This window comes from Nocardia sp. PE-7, from assembly GCF_030486425.1.
GTDB lineage: Bacteria > Actinomycetota > Actinomycetes > Mycobacteriales > Mycobacteriaceae > Nocardia > Nocardia salmonicida_A.
The window spans coordinates 6870625-6891213 of record NZ_CP129614.1 but is presented as its reverse complement, the minus strand read 5'-3'; the positions used below and the strand labels follow the sequence as shown (position 1 = coordinate 6891213).

Sequence of the window (20589 nt, the reverse complement as noted above, 5' to 3'; positions counted from 1 at the left end):
CGTGCTCGACATCATCTATTGGCCGGTATCCGCAATTCTGTGGTTCTGGCACAAGGCCTTCGGCTTTGTGTTCGGTGCCGACAGCGGGCTCACGTGGAGCCTTGCCGTGGTGTTCCTGGTCTTCACGCTCCGGCTGGTGCTGTACAAGCCGTTCGTGAAGCAGGTGCGCACCACCAAGCAGATGCAGGAGCTGCAGCCCCAGATCAAGGAGCTGCAGAAGAAGTACAAGAACGACCGCGAGACCATGGCGAAGGAGATGCAGAAGCTCCAGAAGGAGCACGGCTTCAACCCGCTCATGGGTTGTTTGCCGGTCCTGGTACAGGTGCCGGTCTTCCTCGGTCTGTTCCACGTGCTGCGCTCGTTCAACCGGACGGGCACCGGCTGGGGCCAGATCGGGATGTCGAACTACGACAACGCGCACACCGCGAACTACATCTTCAGCGCGACCGACGTCCAGTCCTTCCTGACTGCCCGCATCTTCGGTGCGCCGATCGCGGCGTTCATCACCGCGCCTCCCGAGCAGCTCGAAGCCTTCGCGGACTGGGGCGGTACCCCGACCAAGATGAGCATCGCGCTCGTCGCCATCCCGCTGATGATCATCGCGGGTCTGGCGACTCACTTCAACGCTCGTGCCTCGGTTCAGCGGCAGACGCCAGAAGCTGCCGCCAACCCGCAGGCCGCCATCATGAACAAGCTGTCGCTGTGGGTCTTCCCGCTCGGCGTGATGGTCGGTGGCCCCTTCCTGATGATCGGCATCCTGCTCTACTGGGTGGCCAACAACATCTGGACTTACGGACAGCAGCACCTGGTGTTCGGCCGGATGGAAAAGGAAGAGGAAGAGCGTAAGCAGAAGAAGCTGGAGCTGCGGGCGCAGAACGCACCCAAGCCCGGTGTCAAGCCGGTCGACGTCCGCAAGAAGCAGGACGCCCCGGCCGCGGACGAGTCGTCGACGAACGGCACCGCGGCGACCAACGGCACCGCCCCCAAACAGTCGGCCAAGCAGGGCGGCGGCAAGCGCAGGCCCGGCGGGCAGCAGCGGCCGGGTAACCGTGGCCGTGCGAACCAGAAGCGTAAGCGCTGAGACGCGATCGGATAGAGGGAATCCAATGACTGTTGAGACCGAGACCGACGGAGGGGACGCCACTGTGGCGACGAGTGCTGTTGACGTCGTGAACGACGCCGAAGAAGCGTTGATCGAAGAGGGCGAGATCGCGGGCGACTACCTCGAGCAGCTACTCGATGTGCTCGACTTCGACGGCGATATCGACCTCGACGTCGAGGGCGACCGCGCCATCGTGAGCATCGACGGGGGTCGCGATCTGACCAAGCTCGTCGGGCGCAATGGTGAAGTGCTCGACGCGCTGCAGGAGCTGACCCGGCTCGCCGTGCAGCAGGCGACCGGCGTGCGTAGCCGGCTGATGCTCGATGTGGCCGGCTGGCGGGCGCAGCGCCGGGCCGATCTGAGCGAGATCGGCGTCGCAGCCGCGAAGCGGGTGCTCGAGTCGGGAGCGCCCGAGGCGCTGTCCGCGATGACTCCGTTCGAGCGCAAGATCGTGCACGATGCTGTTGCCGATATCGAGGGTGTGGCGAGCGAGAGCGAAGGCGTCGAGCCGAATCGTCACGTGGTGGTAGTGCCCGAGTAGGCTGACTTCCGCCGCAACCACGAACGATGTGATTAGGCCTCCGGTCTCGGACCGGGGGCTTTTTCATTTGCCCTCAACGGAGAAGGATGTTTCACGTGGAACGAGATTTGGGTGCGCCGTCCGACGAGCAGGAACCGCCCGCCGCCGCAGCCCGAGTGTTCGGCGACCGCTTGGACATCGCCCGCCGGTACTATGCGGCGCTGGCGACCGCCGGTGTGGAACGTGGTCTCATCGGTCCCCGTGAGGTTCCCCGGCTGTGGGAGCGCCACATCCTCAACTGTGCCGTCATCGGCGAGCTGATCGATGAGGGCGCCTCGGTTGTCGACATCGGCAGCGGCGCCGGGCTTCCCGGAATCCCCCTCGCGATCGCCCGGCCCGACCTTCGCATCACCCTCGTGGAGCCGCTGCTGCGGCGGACCATTTTCCTGAGTGAGTTCATCGAGGAAGCCGGGCTGGATGTCACGGTGGTTCGCGGTCGTGCCGAGCAGTCCGGCGTACTCAAGGAAGCGGGCGGTGCGGATGTTGTCACGTCGCGCGCGGTGGCTCCTCTCGCCAAACTTGCGCACTGGTCGCTCCCCCTCCTTCGCGACCACGGACGCATGCTCGCTCTCAAAGGAACCAGTGCCGCCGAAGAACTCGAGCGCGATGGTGCAGAGTTGATTCGCGACGGAGCTACTGATCTTCGTGTTGTCGGGTGTGGTGCCGGCATCGTGGAAATCCCTACGCTTGTCATCAGTGCCGAGCTGCTCCCCCGTGCCGAGCGTCCGACTCGTCGTAGTGAACGGAAGGCTGCCGGGGTGGAGAAGAAGGCTCGGAAGCGTCGCGAATCCTGATCGGGTTGGAACTTTTTTCGCCTAGCGGGTTTGTGCGTTTCGTAACGTGACGAAACTTGCCGAGGGTTGTTGCATGGGGTGGTGGCGGGTCTATTTTTGATCGTTGCGGAGGGGTGCCGGGTTCGTGGAGCGGAAGTGTTTCACGTGGAACGCGATGCTCCCCCTGGCTTCGTTGCTGATCGAACTTCGTGATCGTTGTGCGGAGTTCGCCAGGTGTCCTCGTGGTGGAATTGCTCGCTCGTTCTGTTCGCATCGAGATGCTTTTGATAGTTGAGTGAGTCAGCGGACCTGTTAGGCGTGAAGAGAGCTGAGCGACAGTCTTAGCGTTGTGTGGTGAGTTGCGTTGGTGTCCTGTGGGATCGAATCTTCAGCTCGCTGGTGAGGGTGATCGTCGGGTGAGGTCTGTCGGGTGGGGTGAGCTTCGGCGGAGTCCAGGGCGGAATGTGCCCGTCTGTTGTGTGGCAGTTCCGGGATGGAGACTGTCGTGGGTGAGTGTGTTCCATGTGCACGAGGCTGACGAACGCATCGTGGGCCCGGAGCTCCACCTGTTCTTCGGGCACTCGTTGCGCGCGGCTTCGCCCGCCCGTTGTTAGAAGGGCCAGCCCTTAGGTGGCCCGATAGTTCGCACTTTCAGTTCGGTTTGGGTGTTGGTGTCCGATGGGGAGTTGTGCGGCCTCGGGTGTTCTCGGCGGCAGTTGGTTCGCTCGTCTAGTGCGGTCATGGTGGTCGAGTGGAGTTCGGTGTGAGAGGAAGTCTGGCGGCTGTCGGGGGTAGCCGGTCCGGGTGTGAGGCGGGGCGGAAGCTCGGAGGTCGGATGTCAGCGAAGCGGTCTCGGGATGTGGCTGAGCCCCTTCGGTGATCACCGTGTGTGGCATAGGGATCTGCGTGCGGGTGGTATGTGGTGATTGTGGGAGCGGGATCGTCGCGCCGATTTTGCGCGGTGGTAGTTCGGTGCCCACGTCGAGCGTTAGGCCCCGTCGCGAGTGGGTGACTGTGTTCGGTGACGACGCGAGCACTGCGCCTGTCGGGACTTTGGTGACTGTGTTCGGTGCCCACGCGAGCACTGCGCCGGTCGGGAGTTGGTGACTGTGTTCGTCGGCGATGACGCGAGCACTGCGCCCGTTTGAGTGGGTGACTGTGCTCGGTGGGCGGTGTTGGAAGGCGAGTGTTGGCGGGGTTGGTGGGCTGGGGCTGAGGGGTTCTCGGCTGGACTTGGGGTGGGGAGTGCGGGGGTGATGGTGGCTGGGATTGGGTGTTCTGTAGTCCCGGGCTGTTTGACGCTGTGTTTTTGGCGCGCTGGCGCGCGCGTGTCCGCGGCCCTGAGGGGCCGCCGGTTAGCGCTCGAGACTCGCGCCTGCGGCGCATGCGCTTCGAGCGCTAACCGGCGACCCGGCCGCGGACCGGCCACTTCGTGGCCGCCGCTCCCTAGGGGTCGCGGGTGCGGGGTTGGGAGTGCGGTCATGGCGGAACTGGGGAGCGCCGGGTGGCTGGGAGTGCGGGAGGGCGGCGGACTTTGGTGTGTACCTGCGGGGCGCTGGAGTGGGGTGGGCATCTGCCTTGCCTCGGTGAGGCTGGGAGCGCGGCTGAAAGTGCGAGAAGATTTAAGGCTTTGGCCCAGCGCGGCTGGGAGCGTGGGAGGGTTTGGACTGGTGGTGGAGTGAGGCCGGGAGTGCAGGAGGTGGTGGTCTTTGGTAGGTACGGCGTGGCGCTGGGAGGAGGGCGGTGCGCGTTGTGTTGGGCGTGCGGGAGGGCTTGGTTCGGGATTAGCGGGGGGGAAGGGATTGGGTACCAGCACGGGCACGTGGCTCGGTGCGACGGACTCGCCGGGACCTCCGTGCGGTGCGTCGAGCAGGTGGACCTGGCGACGCACAGCCCCGCCCCGTTTGGGGTGCGGTGCGGCTGGGAGTGTGGGAGGGCGGTGGTTTTTGGTTAGGTACGGCGTGGCGCTGGGAGGCGGTACGTGTGTGGTTGGACGTGTGGGAGGTCGGGGTCGGTGGCCGGATCCGTCCCGGCGGGATGCCGGCAGCGTCGGCCTGTGCGGACCCACCTCAGCATCCAGCACCGCGACGAATCGTGCGTGGCAGCCGCGGCGGTCTCGCTCAGGAGCTTGGTTCGGGGAAGGCAAGGGGCGGCAGTTAAATTCCGGAGAGCGGACCGGAGTCAGAGCTAACTCGGCGGGCTCGCTCCTGCTGCGGGGCGAATGGACAACTCGGCGGGCTTGCTCCTGCTGGGGAGGCGAATGTGGCGATGTTGCAGTGTTGCGATTTCCTGCGGACCGACCCCCTGGTCTGATGCGCCCGTCTGGTTGGGAGGGAGTCGGGTGCGGTTCGTGAGGTGGGGGTTGGGAGTGGGTTGGGAGCGTGAGGCCCGGGTGTCGAAGTGAAGTTGGCGTGTGGACCCGGACGGATTTCGCGGGCCGCCGGGGCGGGCGGGACGGGCTGGCGGGGGAGCTGTTCGGGCGAGGTCGACTTAGGTGTCGCGGCGCCCAACGGTTGTCGGGGTGTGGTGCCCACTCCCCCACTGTTTCCCGTGAAACATTGATCGCGGGTTCTAATTTGTGGGTATTGGGTGTGTCCTTGTCGGCGTGCCGCGATTCAGCTTTCCTAACTGTCTTAGGGCTGGCAAGCTGTCAGAGTCGGGCGGGAGTGAGCCACCCTCCTCGAGTCTTCGAGTTCTCCACCGACACAGTTTGTTTGTGACGACACGGCGCCGACGCTCGTCGGGGATACGTGATCTGAAGTTTCTCGGGTTAGGAGCAATCTATGTCGAGCGGTCCGGCGAATGTTTCACGGGAAACAACGTCGCGGGTCCCGGGGATGCTGGACTCCAGCAGCTTCGACGCGGAGACGTTCGGGAATACTCCTTTCGGGCACATCTCCCCGGCCGAGACCCCGATCGCGGCGGAAGCGCAACGCGCCAGCCAGATTCTGCATCCAGGAAAGGTCAATGTGCCGAAACCTCGCGAGCAACGGATCATCACTATCGCCAACCAGAAGGGCGGCGTCGGTAAGACGACTACGACGGTCAATCTCGCTGCGGCGCTAGCGCACCAGGGAATGACGGTCCTCGTGGTCGATCTTGATCCGCAGGGCAACGCGAGTACGGCGCTGGGCGTCGCGCACAACTCGGGTGTGCCGTCCAGCTACGAGCTGTTGATCGGCGAGGTGACGGTCAAGGACGCGATCCAGGTGAGCCCGCACAGCGAACGCCTGCTGTGTGTTCCGGCCACGATCGACCTGGCCGGCGCCGAGATCGAACTGGTCTCGATGGTCGCCAGGGAAGGTCGGCTGAAGACCGCGATTCGCGAGGCGGGCATGGTCGGCTTCGACATCGATTACGTGCTGATCGACTGCCCGCCCTCGCTGGGCCTGCTCACGGTGAACGCGCTCGTGGCGGCCAAGGAGGTGCTGATCCCGATCCAGTGCGAGTACTACGCGCTCGAAGGCGTGGGTCAGTTGCTGCGGAACATCGGTTTGGTCCAGGCGCACCTCAACCCGGAACTACATGTGTCGACCGTCCTGCTGACGATGTACGACGGCCGCACCAAGCTGGCGGACCAGGTGGCCGAGGAGGTCCGCAACCACTTCGGCGATGTGGTCCTCAAGTCGATGATCCCGCGCAGCGTGAAGGTCTCGGAGGCGCCGGGCTACGGGATGACCGTGTTGGATTACGATCCAGGCTCGCGCGGTGCGATGAGCTACATGGACGCGGGGCGCGAGCTCGCCGCTCGTGCGCAGCTGAAGCAAGACGCGTCTTAAGCGTGAGTTGGAACGAGAAAGGGATCGGTAGCCGATGAGTCAGGCGAAAAAAGGCGGTCTCGGTCGCGGGTTGGCCGCATTGATCCCGACGGGTCCGGCCGTGGCGCCGGGCTTGAGCAGTGCCGCGGCGAGCGTGATCGGGATCAATCCGATCGGCCCGCAACCGGCCGAGGCATTCCTGCATCGTGTCCCGGACGCGGAGCCGGAGGCCGAGCCCGAGCCTGCTGAATCCGATCTGGTCTCCCCCGGCGGCGCGGTGTATCGCGAGGTCCCCGCGGAGCTGATCGAGCCGAACCCGAAGCAGCCGCGTCAGGTCTTCGAGGAAGACGCTCTCGCCGAGCTGGTGCACTCGATTCGCGAGTTCGGTCTCATGCAGCCGATCGTCGTGCGCCGCGTCGAACCAGGCGTCGACAAGTTCCAGTTGGTCATGGGCGAGCGCCGCTGGCGCGCGTGCCAAGAGGCCGGACTCGCCACGATCCCGGCGATCATCCGCGACACCGACGACGGCTCGATGCTGCGCGACGCACTCCTGGAGAACATCCACCGGGTGCAGCTGAACCCCCTCGAGGAGGCGGCGGCCTATCAGCAGCTGCTCGAGGAATTCGATGTCACCCACGAGGAATTGGCTTCACGAATCGGTCGCTCGCGACCGGTGGTGACGAATATGATTCGTCTGCTGAAGCTGCCGATTCCCGTGCAGCGTCGGGTGGCCGCCGGGGTGCTCTCGGCTGGACACGCCAGGGCGCTGCTCGGCTTGGATGCCGGCGCGGACGCACAGGAAGTATTGGCGGCGCGGATCGTCGCCGAGGGTTTGTCGGTTCGAGCCACCGAGGAAGCGGTGACGCTCGCCAACCGCAATCCCACGGAGACCGCTCCCCCGGCGCCGAAGCGCAAGCCGATCCACATGCCGGGTCTACAAGAAGTGGCCGAGCGGCTGTCGGGTTCCTACGACACTCGGGTCACAGTGAGCCTCGGCAAACGTAAGGGCAAAATCGTTGTCGAGTTCGGGTCCGTCGAAGACCTTGAGCGCATCGTGGCGCTGATGGAGCAAGTCGGCCCCGAAACGTCACTGTGACTGAAAGAGGCGGCACGTACTGTGGATAGTGATGTGGCGTGAGCGTGGATGAATCCGACAGCTGGAGGCTGAACAAGGCGGTGCCGACCAGCGTCACGGCTTTGACTCTCGACGGGTTGGGTCAGCTCCCGGCGCACACCCGGCGGTGTGTGTTCTGGGAGCTCGACCCGGCCGTCGCGGAGGACTCGCACGCATTCAGCGATCCGGTCTTCGAGAAGGAAGCCTGGCTCTCGACGGTGATGCTCGAGTGGGGCTCGTGCGGGCAGGTGGCGCACGTGGAGAACAACCTCGCGGGCTGCGCGCTGTACTCCCCTCCGAGCGCCGTGCCGCGCTCCGCACTGTTCCCCACCTCCCCGGTGAGCCCGGACGCGGTCCTGCTGACCACGCTGCAGGCCGAATTCCCCTACGACGAGGCCGATGTAGCCCACCGCCTGGTTCAGGCCGTGGTGGCCGATCTGGTGCGTCGTGGCGTGCGCGCGCTGGAGGCGTTCGGCATTCGCAACGGCCCGCCGTCCAGTTCGGTGGCCGATCGAGGCTTCGGATCGTCGATGCGGCTGATGGAACGGATCGCGGCGCCACTGCGCGACCCGTCGTCGGCGACGAGGTGCACCCCCGAAACCTGCATGATCGACGCGGATTTCCTCGCCGAGGTCGGTTTCGAAGTGGTGGCCCCGCATCATCGCTTCCCGCGCCTGCGGCTGGAGCTCGACTCCGACCACGGCTGGAAGGAAGACGTCGAGCGCGCGCTGGACCAACTCCTCGCCGCCGCGTCGATGGAACCGCCGTCGCGCGTCGGCGCGCACTGACCCGAGACGAGACAATGGCCCCGCGGAAAACCGCGGGGCCATTGTTGTCTGAAGAACTACACGCGCGGGGCCGCGTCGGCGGCAGCCAGCTCTTCGGCCAGTAGCTCGGCGAAGGTGTAGGTGCCGGTGGGCTGGTCGTCCTGGCCGAGCAGATAGAGCCGCTTCACCGAGATGAGAATCGCTTCGGCGATCACGTCGCGCATGCGCGGGTTGGTGAGCACCGAGGCGTCGTAGTCGTTGGTGAGGTAGCCGAGGTCGACCTGGACGGTCGGCATCTTGGTCAGGCGCAACAGGTCCCAGGTGCGCTGATGAGTCCGGCAGTCCTGCACGGAGGTTCGGGCCACCACTTCGCGCTGGATGAAGCCGGCCAGTACCTGACCGATCATCGACACCGAACCGTGCGAGTTGCCCCAGTAGAAACCGGCCACGCCCTTGGCGGACGGGTTGTCACTGACCGCGCAGCGCAGCGAGATCATCAGATCGGCGTCGAAGGCGTTGGAGGTGTCGGCGCGTTCGACATCGGTGGGGTTGGCGCCCCACGGCCGGGACAGGAAGGTTTCCATGCCGGTCGCGGCCATCCGGCCCTCGAGTCGCGATGCCAGATCCCACAGGATCTCCGACTCGAAGACGTCGCCGAATTCGGTGGGCACCGCGAAACCCTTGTCGGCGCCGCCGAATCCGGGATCGATGACGATGCGCTTGCCGGTGAGCTGCGGGCCCGCCCGATGCACCACCTCTTCCTCGGCGATGCGATGCGGGTTGCCACCGGTGACGCGCGCGCCGAGCAGATCCAGCGAGCGCAAGGTGTCGGGTCCGCAGATACCGTCGGCGGACAGACCGATCTCGCGCTGGAACGCGCTGAGCCCCTCGTGGGTGTGCGGGCCGAAGTGCCCGTCCACCCGGTACACGTAGAAGCCGAGGTCCTGCAGCTTGCGCTGCAGGGTGGCCACGTCGTCACCGTAGAGCGGTGCCGACAACTGGTAGATCAATGTGCGAGCACCCAGCCGGTAGGAGGCTTCCTTCAGCGCGCGATAGGTGGCCGGACCCACCACCCCGTCGACGAGAAGACCGCGCTGCTGCTGGAACGCGCGGATCGCCGAATCGAGGGGCCGGTCGAACACCGCCTCGGTGTCCTTCCAATACTCCGGTCCGTCAGTGGATTCGACGTGTGGGAGATGCAGGAAGCCGAGGCTTGCGAGGGTGCTCCGAACCTCTGCGACGGCTGGTCCTGAATCGCCGTGACGAAGTCGGTGCATGCGTAAGAGCCCTTTCCTTCGGCCGGAGCGTCCGTCGATTGTCTCAGACTCGGGCCGCTTTGCGGGAATCCCGGGTCCAGGCATCCTACGGCGCGTCGGCCGGTAGGAGACGCTTTTATTGGATGCTCTGTGCTAGATGAGGCCGTCGAGCTCGCGCAGTAGTGCGGCCTTGCCCTTGGCGCCGACGATCTGTTTCACCGGCTTGCCACCCTGGAACAAGATCATCGTGGGCAGCGACAGGATCTGGTAGTCGCGGGCGGTGCCGGGGTTGGCCTCGGTATCGAGCTTGGCGATGGTCAGCTTGTCGGCGTGGGTGCCCGCGATCTCCTCGAGGACGGGGGCGACCATCTTGCACGGGCCGCACCAGTCGGCCCAGAAGTCGACGAGCACCGGCTTTTCGCTGAGCAGGACGTCATCGGCGAAGGACTGGTCGGTGACGGTGATGGTGTTGGCGCTCTCGGCCATGGGTCTATCTCCTTGAATCAGTTGGTGCGCACGGCGGCCGGGCCGTCGGCGTGGTCGAGCGTGTTGGCGGTGATGTCACCTTGCTCGGCGAGCCAGCGTTCGGCGTCGATCGCGGCGCGGCAGCCGGTGCCCGCGGCGGTGATCGCCTGCCGGTAGGTGTGGTCGACGAGATCGCCGACGGCGAACACGCCTGCCACATCGGTGGCGGTGCCCGGATCGGTCACCTGCACATAGCCTTCGCCGTCGAGTGCGACCTGCCCCTTGACGAGTTCGCTGCGCGGGTCGTGGCCGATGGCCACGAACAGCCCGGTCGCGTCGAGCTCGGACTCCTCGCCGGTGCGGGTGTCGCGGAGGGTGAGGCTGGTGACGCTCTTCTCCCCGTTGACTTTCACGACCTCGGAGTTGAGCCGGAACTTGATCTTCTCGTTGGCCTTGGCGCGCTCGAGCATGATCCGCGAGGCACGGAACTCCTCGCGGCGGTGCACGATGGTGACGCTCGCGGCGAACTTGGTGAGGAAGGTCGCCTCCTCCATGGCGGAGTCGCCGCCGCCGACCACCACGATGTCCTGGCCCTTGAAGAAGAAGCCGTCGCAGGTGGCGCAGGCGCTCACACCGCGGCCGAGCAGGTCCTGCTCCCCCGGCACGTTCAGGTAGCGCGCGGCCGAGCCCATCGCGAGGATGACGGCGTAGGCCTCGAAGGTCTCGTCACCGACGGTGACCTTCTTCACCGGGCCGGACAGGTCGATCGCGTCGACGTCCTCGGTTCGCAGCTCGGCGCCGAAACGCTTGGCCTGGTCGCGCATCTGCTCCATGAGGTCGGGACCCATGATGCCGTCGCGGAAGCCGGGGAAGTTCTCCACCTCGGTGGTGGTCATCAGGGCGCCACCGAACTGGGTGCCTTCGAAGACCAGCGGCGAAAGCTCCGCGCGGGCGGCGTAGACGGCTGCCGTATAGCCGGCGGGTCCTGAGCCGACGATGATCAGGTCGCGAACTGGCGTGCTCATGGGGCCCTTCCGAAAAAACAATCTGGGGACGTGTCGGTCAACAACACCCTAATCGGTGTTGTTCCCGGTGATGGCTTCGCGGCTGGCACCGCTGCTTCTCGGCGCCGGTTCGCGGCCGACTCTCAGCCGATGTCGCGCAGGGTCAGCCGTTCGGGGGTGCCGGTGGTGCAACCGGTGCCGACGACGAGTGCGGTGATGGTGGGAGCCTCGACGCCCTGTACCAGCACGAGGACGGCGTCGGAGCCGCGGAAGGTGATATTCGACGCTCCGAGCACCGCCCGGTCGATGCCGTTGGCTTGCACACAGCGGGTGAGGGCGGCTTCGTCGGCCAGCGGGCCGATCACGTCGCGTTTGCCCAGTGCGCGCAGTGCGGCGGCGGTGGTGAGTTCGTCGGCGGCCGCCGGCTCGGTGAACGGTGCGGCCGTGGGGGTGCCCTCGGTGGTGTCGAACGTGCTGAACACGGCACCGGCGCCCGCCAGGACGGCCACCGTGGCCGCGGCGGCCGCGAGTAGCCCCAGTCGGCGCCGGGAACGGTAGCGGTCCAGCGAGATGGGAGTTTCGTCGGCGGTGGGTATCGGCTCGGCAGGAGGCGCCTGAGCGGCCGAGAGCGGCGTGATGCGATCGGTCGGCCCGTCGCCCGCGTCGAGTTGGGCGACGAATCGGAACATGCGGTCGGCCACGTCGTCGGGCATGCGGTGGGTGACCCGCTCGTCGGTGGCCAGCGTGCGGAGGTGGGTGTTCACCTCGTCGAGCTTGTTCAGGTAGTGCAGCGCGTCTACGTCGGTGCGGACCACGGGCCACAGTTGCTCGCGCAATTCGGGCGCGAGATTGTCGGCATGCAGATCGGCCAGCAGTTCCGACGGGAACGGAGGCTGCGGCACGGATCGAGACATCCTCGCACCTCCCCTGTTCTGTCGATATCGGATCGCAGGATTTACATCGCTGACTTGCTCGTCACTGTTAATGACGCATCTCGACTACATCCGGTTCCCTGGATCCCGGAAAAATTCCAAACGTTCTTGCAAACGTACGCGCGCTCGGGCGCATCGGCTCTTGATCGTGCCGGGCGCCACGCCGAGCGCCGCGGCGGCTTCGGCCACGCTGCGGCCCTCCATCTCGGTCATGACCAGGGCCAATCGCTGTTCGTCAGGGAGGGTGAACAGCGCCTCGCTCACGACGGTGGACAACTCGTAGTCGGCGAACGCGTCGTGCGGGTCGACCGCCTCCGGCATGGTGTCGGGCAGGATCGAGACGGCGCGGCGGGTCTTGTTGCGCCGGATCCGGTCGAGGCAGGCATTGACCACGATGGCGTGCAGCCAGCTGCGCACTTCGGATTCGGCGCGGAACGAGGCGGCGGTGCGGTGGGCCGAGAACAGGGCGTCCTGCAGACAGTCGGCGGCGTCCTCGCGGCTGTAGGAGGTGCGCAGCGCGGTCTGCCAGAGATGGTCGGAGTGCCTGCGCAGCAGTTCGGCGAAAACGTGCGGTTCCCCGCGCACGTGGGCAGCCAGCAATTGCTTGTCGCTGCCGTTCTCGAGGAACGAGCGGACGTCGGCCTCGACCTGCCCCGGTGGCACCCCGCGGACTTGCTCGTTGACTTCCGGCGACAAACTGACCCCTCGGACAGCGCTCGTTACGGCGACTTCGAGTCGGCGAAACAAGGCCGATCCATCACCTGACCACTACGCGGCGTCCAGGATCGACGTCGACAAATCCTGGGTAACTCTCAACCGAGAGCGCGCAGGAATCATATCGTCGATAACAATCACGCACCAACCGGACCGCAGTTCGACAACGCTCGGCGATGGACCCGGAAATGCTCGACCACCTGCGGCGACGCGGAGGCGGGAGAGTTTTACGGCGCAGTGAGACTAAGGGGCCGCGTCGAAGCGGACGTCGGCGATCGCGGTCTGGAACTGACCGCCGGAGTTGGCGAGTCCGGTGATCCAGACCAGCACGAAACGAGCGGCCTGATCGGTCTGTACGGCGATATCGGTGACACCGTCACCGAGCTTGGCCGAACCGATCAGCTGGGTCTGGTCGAGGGTGGGCGCCTCGGTGGGCGAGGTGCGGATCTCGACGGTGCTCCCCGCGCTGGGCGAGGTGATCGACACATTGGTCAGCTTCGCCGGTGTGGGCAGCGTGGCCAGCAGCCCCACGCCCTTCTTGAGTGCGGGGAACTGCTGGAAGTACTGATCGGTGCGCCACACCGTCGCCGCGTTCTGGTCGAGCACCGCGCCCGCCGCCGCGGCGCCATCGGGAGTGCCCTCCGGGGAGAACACCGCGGCGCCGGTGACCGGCACCGGCACACTCGTCGGCGGCGCCGCGGGGTCGTCGGCGGGCGGTGCGGACGCCGCGGGCGGCGCCACACTCGAGGTGAGGCCGATATTGATCTGCTGGTCGAGTGGCTTGTCCGACGCGCCGGGCGCGAAGATGCTGACCATCCACCAGATCAGCACGCCGACCACCAGCGCCGCGAGCACGCCGAGGGCGACCATGATCCACATCATCCGCTTGGAGCGTTCCCGCTCGGCGGCGAGCAGTTCCGGGTCGGCGAGCGAATCGGCGCCGGGGGCAACCGCCCGCTGACCCAGTCGTAAGACCGGAATGAAGTCGGTCTTCTGGTCGACGACCGAGGCCTGCTCGAGCACGTGCTGCACGGTGGCAGCGGTGCGCACGCCCTTGTTGGATTCCAGCGAGCGAACCGCGACGGCCGAGATCTCGAACGGCACCTCCGGCCGGATCTGCCGCGGTTCCACCGGCGTGCCGTCGGGCCCGAAATCGGCCAGTCGCAGACCGCCGATGGTGGCCGCCGAGCCGGTGACGCCGCCGACGCGAATCGGCCAGCGCGCGGTGATCAGGGCGTAGAGCATCGCGCCGAGGCCACGGACATCGCCTTGCGCGTCGGAATCGCCGAGGGTGCCGGGGAACGCGAGGACGGCGTCGCCGGAGGCGCTGATCCGGATCCGATCGGGGTGATCGATCGACAGCGAGCCGCCGCCACGGTGGGCGAGTTCGGCCGCCGAGGCGAGCGCCCTGATGGCCCTGGCCGCGCCGACCGGCGAGGGCACGGTCTCGGCCATCTCGCGCAGCGAACGGCCGGGGGTCCACTCGGCCACGACGATGCCGCCGGAGCTGCCACGAACCACGTCGAGGACCCTGGCCAGGCCCGGCGCGTTGATCCGGCCCAGGCGCAGCGTGCGTGACAGCACCGCCTGCGGGCCGTCGTGACCGGAGTTCTCGCCGGAGGTCTGATCGGCGTCCACGAAGGTCAGCGCGACCTCGCGATCGAGCTTGATATCGAGGGCCTGCCAGAACTTCAGCCCACGCGCACCGCCGTGACCGGCCAGCAATCGGTATCGGCCACCGGCGACGGACGCACCGGGGATGAGCTTGGGGCCACGCTGCCCACGGTTGGTCGCGGCGCTCGGAGGCACCTGCGGGGGAATCGGCAACATGCCGGTGTCGTATGTCGGATCGTGCGGCGGCATGGCCGAACGCGCGCCGTCTTCGTGCGTATCGCCTTCGTCTGGCGCGTCGGTATGCTCGGAATCCGTCGAGTTCGGCGCATCGGGCCCGACCTCGGTGGACATTCCTGCTGCCGCGCGCGCCGCAGAATCAGCGGCCGGGACGCCGCCCACCGCGTCATCGCTCACCCTCGGTCCTCCTTCGGCCTGAAAACCCGTGTCGGTCTGCGGAACAGCGTACGGGAACTGTGCTTTACCGGTGCTGTCAACAGCGCCCGGTCGAATGACGGGGAGCACCATGGTCTGGGTATCCAAAGACTGCCCGTATGCGGGGAATCCATAGGTATCGGGACGGCGGAGCACGGTGGTCGCGTAGATGTCGTCCGCCGGGGTGTCGTCGAGTCCGAGATCCGGCGCCGGCGGGGTGATGCCGAGCTTGCGCGAGATCGCGACGGTGATGGCGACGACCTCGGGAATACCGGCCAGACGCATCAATCCGAAGGCCACCGAGAACATCACCACGGAATCGATGACGACGCGCAGCAACGAGCCCGCGCCCCCGGAGACCCGGTCGAGCCCGGTCACCGTGTCGACGATCAGCATCACCGCGCCGCCCGCGATCGAGGCGAGCAACACTCTGGTCACAGTTCGGCCGACATTGACCATCCGCAAGTCGCCGAGGCTGCGGTGCAACAGCACACCGCCGATCACCGCGCCCGCGGTGAATCCGAGTCCGGTGGCGACACCGAGCACGATCACCACGTCGTCGCTGTCGCGGGCGATGACCGGCGCCAGTGCCGAGAGCAGGATCTTGATCGTCGTGATGCCGAGGATGATCCAGGTCGGCGTCCAGGCCTGCTCGCGTGCGTAGAACACCCGCAAATGGATGAGCACGAGCGAGTACGGGATGAGCGAGAACGCCGACCAGCTCACCGCGCTGCCCAGCCGTTCGGCGTCTCCGGAGAACCGCGCGTAGCCGTAGAGCGCCTGGCCGATCTCCGGGCCCGCGAGGGTCATGAAGGTGACGATCGGGATCATCGCGATCATCGTGAGTCGGGTGGCCACGGACAGGTCGTCGACCACCGCGGGGGTGTCGTCGTCGGCGGCGCTGCGGCTCAGCCTCGGCATGATGGCGGTGAGCAGGGTTACCCCGATCACGCCGTAGGGCAGCTGCAACAGCGCCCATGCGTTCGCGAAGATCGCGGGACCAGCCACGTCGGCCTGGGAGGCGACATTGTTCGCGACCACCAGGCCGACCTGGCTGATCAGCACGTACAGGATGATCGCGATGCCCATCTTGCCGAACTGCTTGAGACGCGCGTCGACTCCCCACAGCGGACGCAGGTTGATCCCGTGCCTGCGGATCGCGGGCAGCAGACAGACTGCCTGCGTCGCCACGCCCGCGGTGATACCGAGGCCGAGGACCAGCAGTTTCGGATCGCTCATCCGCACCGGATCGAGGGTGATCTCGCCGGGTGTCAGCGCGTAGACCGCCAGCACCGTCAACGCGACCAAGTTGTTCATCACCGGGGCCCACGCACCCGGCTTGAACGCCTGTCTGGTGTTGAGGATCGCGGTGAACAACGCCGACATGCCATAGAAGAGCAGCGCGGGCGCCAGGAGGTAGGTGAGCGCGACGGTCAGGTTCGTGTTCACCTTGCCGTCGGACGAGACGAGCACGTGACCGGCCAGGATCGGCGCGGCCGCCAAGGTCAGCACGGTGGCGACGAACAGCACCGTGAAGGCCGCCGTCACCAATCTGCGCACGAACGTGGCGCCGTTGTCGGCGTCCTCCTGCTCGGCACGGATCAGGGTCGGCACGACGATGGCGGTCAGCACGGCGCCCAGAACGAGCTCGGCGACCATGTTCGGGATCAGGTTCGCCGAAATGAACGCACTCGCGATGGCCGGACCGAGCACCGTCAGCAACAACAACTGCTTGGCGAACCCGGTGATCCGGCTGATCAGCGTCGCGACCGCGATCGAACCCGAGTCCTTGAGCAGCTTCGCGTTGGCGCTCATCGGGGCGTCGCCCGACTTGGGGGAAGGTTCGGCCGCCACCTTCTTCGGCTTGGCGATGACCTGAGTCCGCTCCGCCGACCGATCGGCGGCAAGCGGACCGGCCGTGGCTCGCCCACGCTCACCGAATCCTGCCTGGCGCCCGTCCCGCCCGGGATCCGCGGCGGGCATGCCGGGGAAACTTCCACGCGGCGGCGGCGCGGGCCGCCCCTGCTCCGGCGGGGCCGGTCGGCGCACACCGGCCTGATCGGGCCGATCCTGTCTCGGGATGGCACCGGAAGGCGCACCACGCGGCGGGACCGGTCGTTGCTGGGGGAACTCACCCGAGGGGTTCGGGCCGGGCCGCCGTGGGGCGAACCCCTCGGGCCCGGGGCGCTGCTGTTGCGGGAACTCGCCCGAGCGCCCGGCGGAACCAGGTGCGCGGCGCTGTGGTGGAGGTACCGGCCGACCGTCGGGGCCGAAGGCCGCAGGGCGTGGTGGCTCGCCGGGGCGTGCGGGAGGACCGCCTACGCCGGGGCGCTGGGGCGGCACACCGCCGGGACGTTGCTGCTGCGGGAACTCACCCGAGCGGTTCGCAGGCCCGGGTGGCTGTTGACGCGGGTTCGGGACCGGCCGTTCGCCCTGCGGCGGACGTTGCGGATCCGGGGAGCGGTAGCCGGCGGGCGGTTGGGGCGGACCCGGTCGGCGCTGTCCAGCGGGCACGTCCGGTGCAGGGCGGTACCCGGGCGGCGGCGGTTCAGGGCGATACCCGGGCTGACCGGGCGGCATGGGAGGCCGGGGGCCGCGATGGGCCGAGGGCGGCGCCGGTGCGCCGGGGTCGGCGGATGCCGGCCGGTAACCGGTCTGTTCGACGGGTCGGTAGCCGCCACGACCCGGATTCTCGGGCGGAAGTTCACCGCCGGGGACACCAGGATGACGAGGGGTGCCGGGCTGGCCGGCCGCGGGATGACGAGGCATCGCATGCGGATCGACGGCTGGATCACCGGGTCGGACCGGCGGACGGCCGTCTCGAGGCGCGACGAACTCCGGTCGATGACCGGGCGCACCGGGGCGCCGATCCACCGGGCGATCCACGTGCGGCACAGCCTCGTCGCGGTCGGCGTCCTGTCCGGCCGTCATCCCACGCTCCCACGGAGCGCTGGGAGCCCGGCGCAGGGTCGGGTCGTCGTCGTGGTCGCGCCGATGAGCGGAATCATCGTCGCCCATCATGCCTCCTGTACCCGGCGTAACCCGCGAATCCCGCCGGTCCGATGAGCGTTTCGCTCACCAGTGCCACTCTCGTCCTTGTCTGTCATGGTGCCCTGACCGCGCGTCAGGCGCGGGGGTTCACTGCCGTTGCAGCCGCTGACGTGCGCGTCGCAGCCGACCCGCCCGTTCGACCGTCTCCGGGGCGAACCCTTCGTCGGCGGGATCGGGTTGCCCGCGGAACCGGCGCACCAGTCGGCGCCCGGCGAGCAGCAACAGCAGTATCGCGGCACATGCGGTAATTATGGCCAGCGCCTGACCGTAGGCGTTCGAGCGCACGGAGACCGAGGTCGCCTCTCCTAGCGCTATCCCGTCCGGGGTGGTAAGGGCGATCGGAATCACCAGCTTACGGCTGTCGCTCACCTCGGTCGGGATCTGGAACGACCGGGTCCCGGACGGTGGAAGCAGCTGTTCGCCGATATCGGTGATGTTCGTCTCGGCCGGAGCCTCGATCCGGAACATCACCCGGATGGCGACGGGCAGTTCGTTGCGCGCCACCAGCAACAACGGGCTCTGTTCGGAGGCCAGCGTGTACACCCCGCCCGGCGGCAGCACCGACACAGAGGAGAACATCGTGTCGAGTTCGCGGGTGGCCTGATCGATGCGTCGCTGGGCGTGCAGGTCGGCGAGCGTGTCGTTGTCGGCCCTGCGGTCGGACAGGCTCAGCGCGCGCAGCAGGTCCTCGCGCGCCGGGGTCAGGAACGCGAGCGGGGTGAGCTCGGACTCGGGCAGTTCGACCAGTGCGCGCATCAGTTCGGTCACCCGGGCGCCTTGGGCGTGCACCGGTCCGATGAACTGTTCCGGCGCGGCGTCCTGGGCGGCGCGCGGCAGGTACTCCAGCGCGAACGGGCGCGGATCGGGCGCCTGGGCGACGAGGTCGGTGAAGCTGCGCGGACTCGCGAGGTTGTTGCGGGTGAGCAGCTCGACCTGCTTGAGCAGCGCCACGCCCTCCTCCCGGCTGGCGCCCCACTGCTGCGGCGGCATCAGCAGCTGCGAACGCGGCCGATCCGGCGCCGGATTGAGCGCGCTCCACGCCATCGCGCCGAGCGCGTCCTGCAATCGGGCCGCGCGCGAGTCGTTGGTGACGTCGAAACGCACCTTCGACGGCGTGAACGACGGTGTCGGAGGATTCGAACCCACCGCGGCCAGCGCGGTCGCCGACCAGATATCGAAGGTGGTCACGCGCAGCGCGGGATCGGTCCCCGCGGCGGAACCGGCGGGCGGGTCGACGCTCACATCCGGCACCCGGACCACATCGGGCGCGGGCTGTTCCCCACCGACCACGACATCGGGCGTGAGCGTGGTCGGCGCGGTGGTGAGCGCGTTGTCGGTATCTGCGGGCGACCCGTCACCCGAGACCGCCGAACCGGCCAGCACCGCCGTTCCGTATCCGTGCTCGCGCAACAACCGTCCGGCGGGATCGTCGATGCTGCCTGCATCGGGCAGGCTCACTCCGCGCAACGACTGCGTGCCGAGGATCGAGTCCACCACATCGGCGGGCGCGAGCAGAGCCCGCGCGGACAGTCCCGGATCGTTCACCGCGGCCAGCGCCGACAGGTCGACCTGCGCGAACGGCAACGCCACCGTGCACATCGAGCCGGCCAGCGAGCGCAACCGGTCGAGCCAGGCCAGCGCGCTCGTCGCCCCGGTCCCCTCCCTGGTCGCCCCGCTGGGATCCGACGGACTCGCCAGCACCCGATAGCCGCGCGTCATGGTCTGCACGGTCGAGACCAGGTCCGGATCGATGCCGATACACACCGATCCGGCCACGCCTTTGTCTTTGCCCGGCGCGGGCACCACCGATTCCAGCGCCGCGACGAGCTGTTCGAGGCGCCCGCCCTTGCTCACCGAGGCCGCCAGTTCGTCATCGAGCAGTTCGACCTGGCCGTTCACCGCGCCCGGCTTGCCCGCGACCATGCGCGGCCGGTCGGCCAGCGGCCAGATCATCGTGGTCGCGACAGGCGTGGCCTCCGGCGGCGTCGACACCGGTGGGTTGGTGTCGTCGGTGCCGGGCAGCCCGAGCACGGGCAGCAGGAAACGCGCGTCGTCGAGCCTGGCCTGGGTGCCGTAGGCGGGTTCGCCGTTGACATTGAGCAGCAGCGGATACACCCCGGGCTCGGTCAGTCCGAGCGAGGCCTCCGAGCCCGCGCGCAACGCGATGCTCACGGAGAACTGTTTGCGCTGACCGGGACTCAACTGCGGCGCCACATCCTGGAACGGGCCGGTCACCTCGTAGTTCACCTGATCCAGGCGCAGCGAACTGCGCAGCCCGCTCGGCGAATCCACCGCGGCCGCGCGCTGGATTCGCACGCTCACGTCGTCGACGACCCGGTCGCCGATATTGGTGACCGTGCCCGACACGGTCAGCTTCGGATCGCTGCCGGTGGTCACCGTGCCCGGCGCCACCGCGTCCAGGGTGAGCTTGAGAAACTTCGGCGTTCCCGACCCGTCGGTTTGAGCGTGCGCGTGCGCGGGCAGCAGCGTCATCGAACCCAAGATGGTCAGGACCGCCGTGATCAGCCGGATCAGTCCACCCGTCATCGCTTGCCGGTCTCCATCCGGTCGATCAATCGATTCGCCACTTCGGCCAGCCGCCGCTCGTCGGCGTAGGCCAATCGGGAATCCAACTCGCTCAACGGAACCCACGCAACCTGGGTGACTTCGACGTCGGCGTCGGACAGCTCACCGCCGAGACATCGCAGCAGGAAATGGTGCACGGTCTTGTGTACCCGTCTGCCCTCGGTCACGAACCAGTAATCGATACTGCCGAGTTCGGCGACCACTTCGCCGTCGATCCCGGTTTCCTCGGCGACTTCGCGGATCGCGGTCTGCTCGGAGGTCTCGCCCGCTTCGATATGGCCCTTGGGCAGCGACCACAGGAGACGGCCTCTTCTGTCGGTCCGTCCGATCAACGCGGCGGTGCGCTGCTCCTTCGGACCGTCGAGACCTTCTACGACCAGGCCGCCCGCGGAGGTTTCCCGGACGGTGCGCATGCGCGGTTTACCGGCAGTGTTCGCCGAA

The 20589-nt window shown here is 67.4% G+C and carries 15 protein-coding genes; 7 read left to right on the top strand and 8 right to left on the bottom strand.

The genetic code is table 11. From position 1 onward, the window contains the following. Position 1: 1 nt before the first annotated feature. The 6 genes from yidC to QX204_RS32200 all read left to right on the top strand — a co-directional run bounded on the left by yidC (position 2) and on the right by QX204_RS32200 (position 8115). The gene (gene yidC, locus QX204_RS32225; protein ID WP_301904223.1) at positions 2–1081 is read left to right on the top strand and encodes a membrane protein insertase YidC; all 1080 of its coding nucleotides are present in this window, start codon (positions 2–4) and stop codon (positions 1079–1081) included. 25 nt (positions 1082–1106) lie between these two features. Then, on the top strand, positions 1107–1643 hold the full coding sequence (locus QX204_RS32220) for a Jag family protein (RefSeq protein ID WP_301904222.1): 537 nt from the start codon (positions 1107–1109) through the stop codon (positions 1641–1643). Positions 1644–1729: 86 nt separating this feature from the next. Then, positions 1730–2476 (top strand): 16S rRNA (guanine(527)-N(7))-methyltransferase RsmG, encoded by a 747-nt coding sequence (gene rsmG / locus QX204_RS32215; protein WP_301904221.1) that lies wholly within the window; start codon positions 1730–1732, stop codon positions 2474–2476. Between the two features lie 2762 nt (positions 2477–5238). Then, on the top strand, positions 5239–6234 hold the full coding sequence (locus tag QX204_RS32210) for a ParA family protein (RefSeq protein WP_301904220.1): 996 nt from the start codon (positions 5239–5241) through the stop codon (positions 6232–6234). 34 nt (positions 6235–6268) lie between these two features. After that, the gene (locus QX204_RS32205) at positions 6269–7309 is read left to right on the top strand and encodes a ParB/RepB/Spo0J family partition protein (protein WP_301904219.1); all 1041 of its coding nucleotides are present in this window, start codon (positions 6269–6271) and stop codon (positions 7307–7309) included. Positions 7310–7389: 80 nt separating this feature from the next. After that, entirely contained in the window at positions 7390–8115 is a 726-nt protein-coding gene (locus tag QX204_RS32200) for a hypothetical protein (RefSeq protein WP_056822618.1), read from the top strand. 56 nt (positions 8116–8171) lie between these two features. Here the strand turns inward: QX204_RS32200 and QX204_RS32195 are convergent, their stop codons facing one another. From QX204_RS32195 to QX204_RS32170, 6 genes are all read right to left on the bottom strand, one after another. Further along, complete coding sequence (locus tag QX204_RS32195) at positions 8172–9371, bottom strand: N-acetylmuramoyl-L-alanine amidase (protein WP_301904218.1); 1200 nt, start codon at positions 9369–9371, stop codon at positions 8172–8174. Positions 9372–9503: 132 nt separating this feature from the next. Beyond that, positions 9504–9836 carry a thioredoxin gene (trxA, locus tag QX204_RS32190; protein ID WP_189031738.1) on the bottom strand — a complete coding sequence of 111 codons (333 nt, stop codon included), beginning with the start codon at positions 9834–9836 and terminating at the stop codon, positions 9504–9506. A gap of 17 nt (positions 9837–9853) precedes the next feature. After that, complete coding sequence (gene trxB / locus QX204_RS32185; protein WP_301904216.1) at positions 9854–10840, bottom strand: thioredoxin-disulfide reductase; 987 nt, start codon at positions 10838–10840, stop codon at positions 9854–9856. A gap of 122 nt (positions 10841–10962) precedes the next feature. Further along, entirely contained in the window at positions 10963–11733 is a 771-nt protein-coding gene (locus QX204_RS32180) for an RsmA family anti-sigma factor (RefSeq protein ID WP_301904214.1), read from the bottom strand. An 84-nt stretch (positions 11734–11817) separates the two neighbouring features. Next, complete coding sequence (sigM, locus tag QX204_RS32175) at positions 11818–12414, bottom strand: RNA polymerase sigma factor SigM (RefSeq protein ID WP_301908187.1); 597 nt, start codon at positions 12412–12414, stop codon at positions 11818–11820. A gap of 294 nt (positions 12415–12708) precedes the next feature. Beyond that, complete coding sequence (locus QX204_RS32170) at positions 12709–16326, bottom strand: murein biosynthesis integral membrane protein MurJ (RefSeq protein ID WP_301908186.1); 3618 nt, start codon at positions 16324–16326, stop codon at positions 12709–12711. Between the two features lie 909 nt (positions 16327–17235). Between QX204_RS32170 and QX204_RS32165 the strand changes: the two genes are divergently transcribed. After that, on the top strand, positions 17236–17577 hold the full coding sequence (locus QX204_RS32165; RefSeq protein ID WP_301904213.1) for a hypothetical protein: 342 nt from the start codon (positions 17236–17238) through the stop codon (positions 17575–17577). A gap of 72 nt (positions 17578–17649) precedes the next feature. On the opposite strand, the gene QX204_RS32160 is transcribed toward QX204_RS32165, so the two are convergent. Together QX204_RS32160 and QX204_RS32155 are read right to left on the bottom strand one after the other, a co-directional pair. Next, positions 17650–20109: a DUF6049 family protein gene (locus tag QX204_RS32160; RefSeq protein ID WP_301904212.1), complete on the bottom strand. Its 2460-nt coding sequence runs from the start codon at positions 20107–20109 to the stop codon at positions 17650–17652. After that, positions 20106–20561: an NUDIX hydrolase gene (locus tag QX204_RS32155; RefSeq protein ID WP_056822633.1), complete on the bottom strand. Its 456-nt coding sequence runs from the start codon at positions 20559–20561 to the stop codon at positions 20106–20108. The genes QX204_RS32160 and QX204_RS32155 overlap by 4 nt, the downstream gene beginning before the upstream one ends. Between the last annotated feature and the right edge of the window lie 28 nt (positions 20562–20589).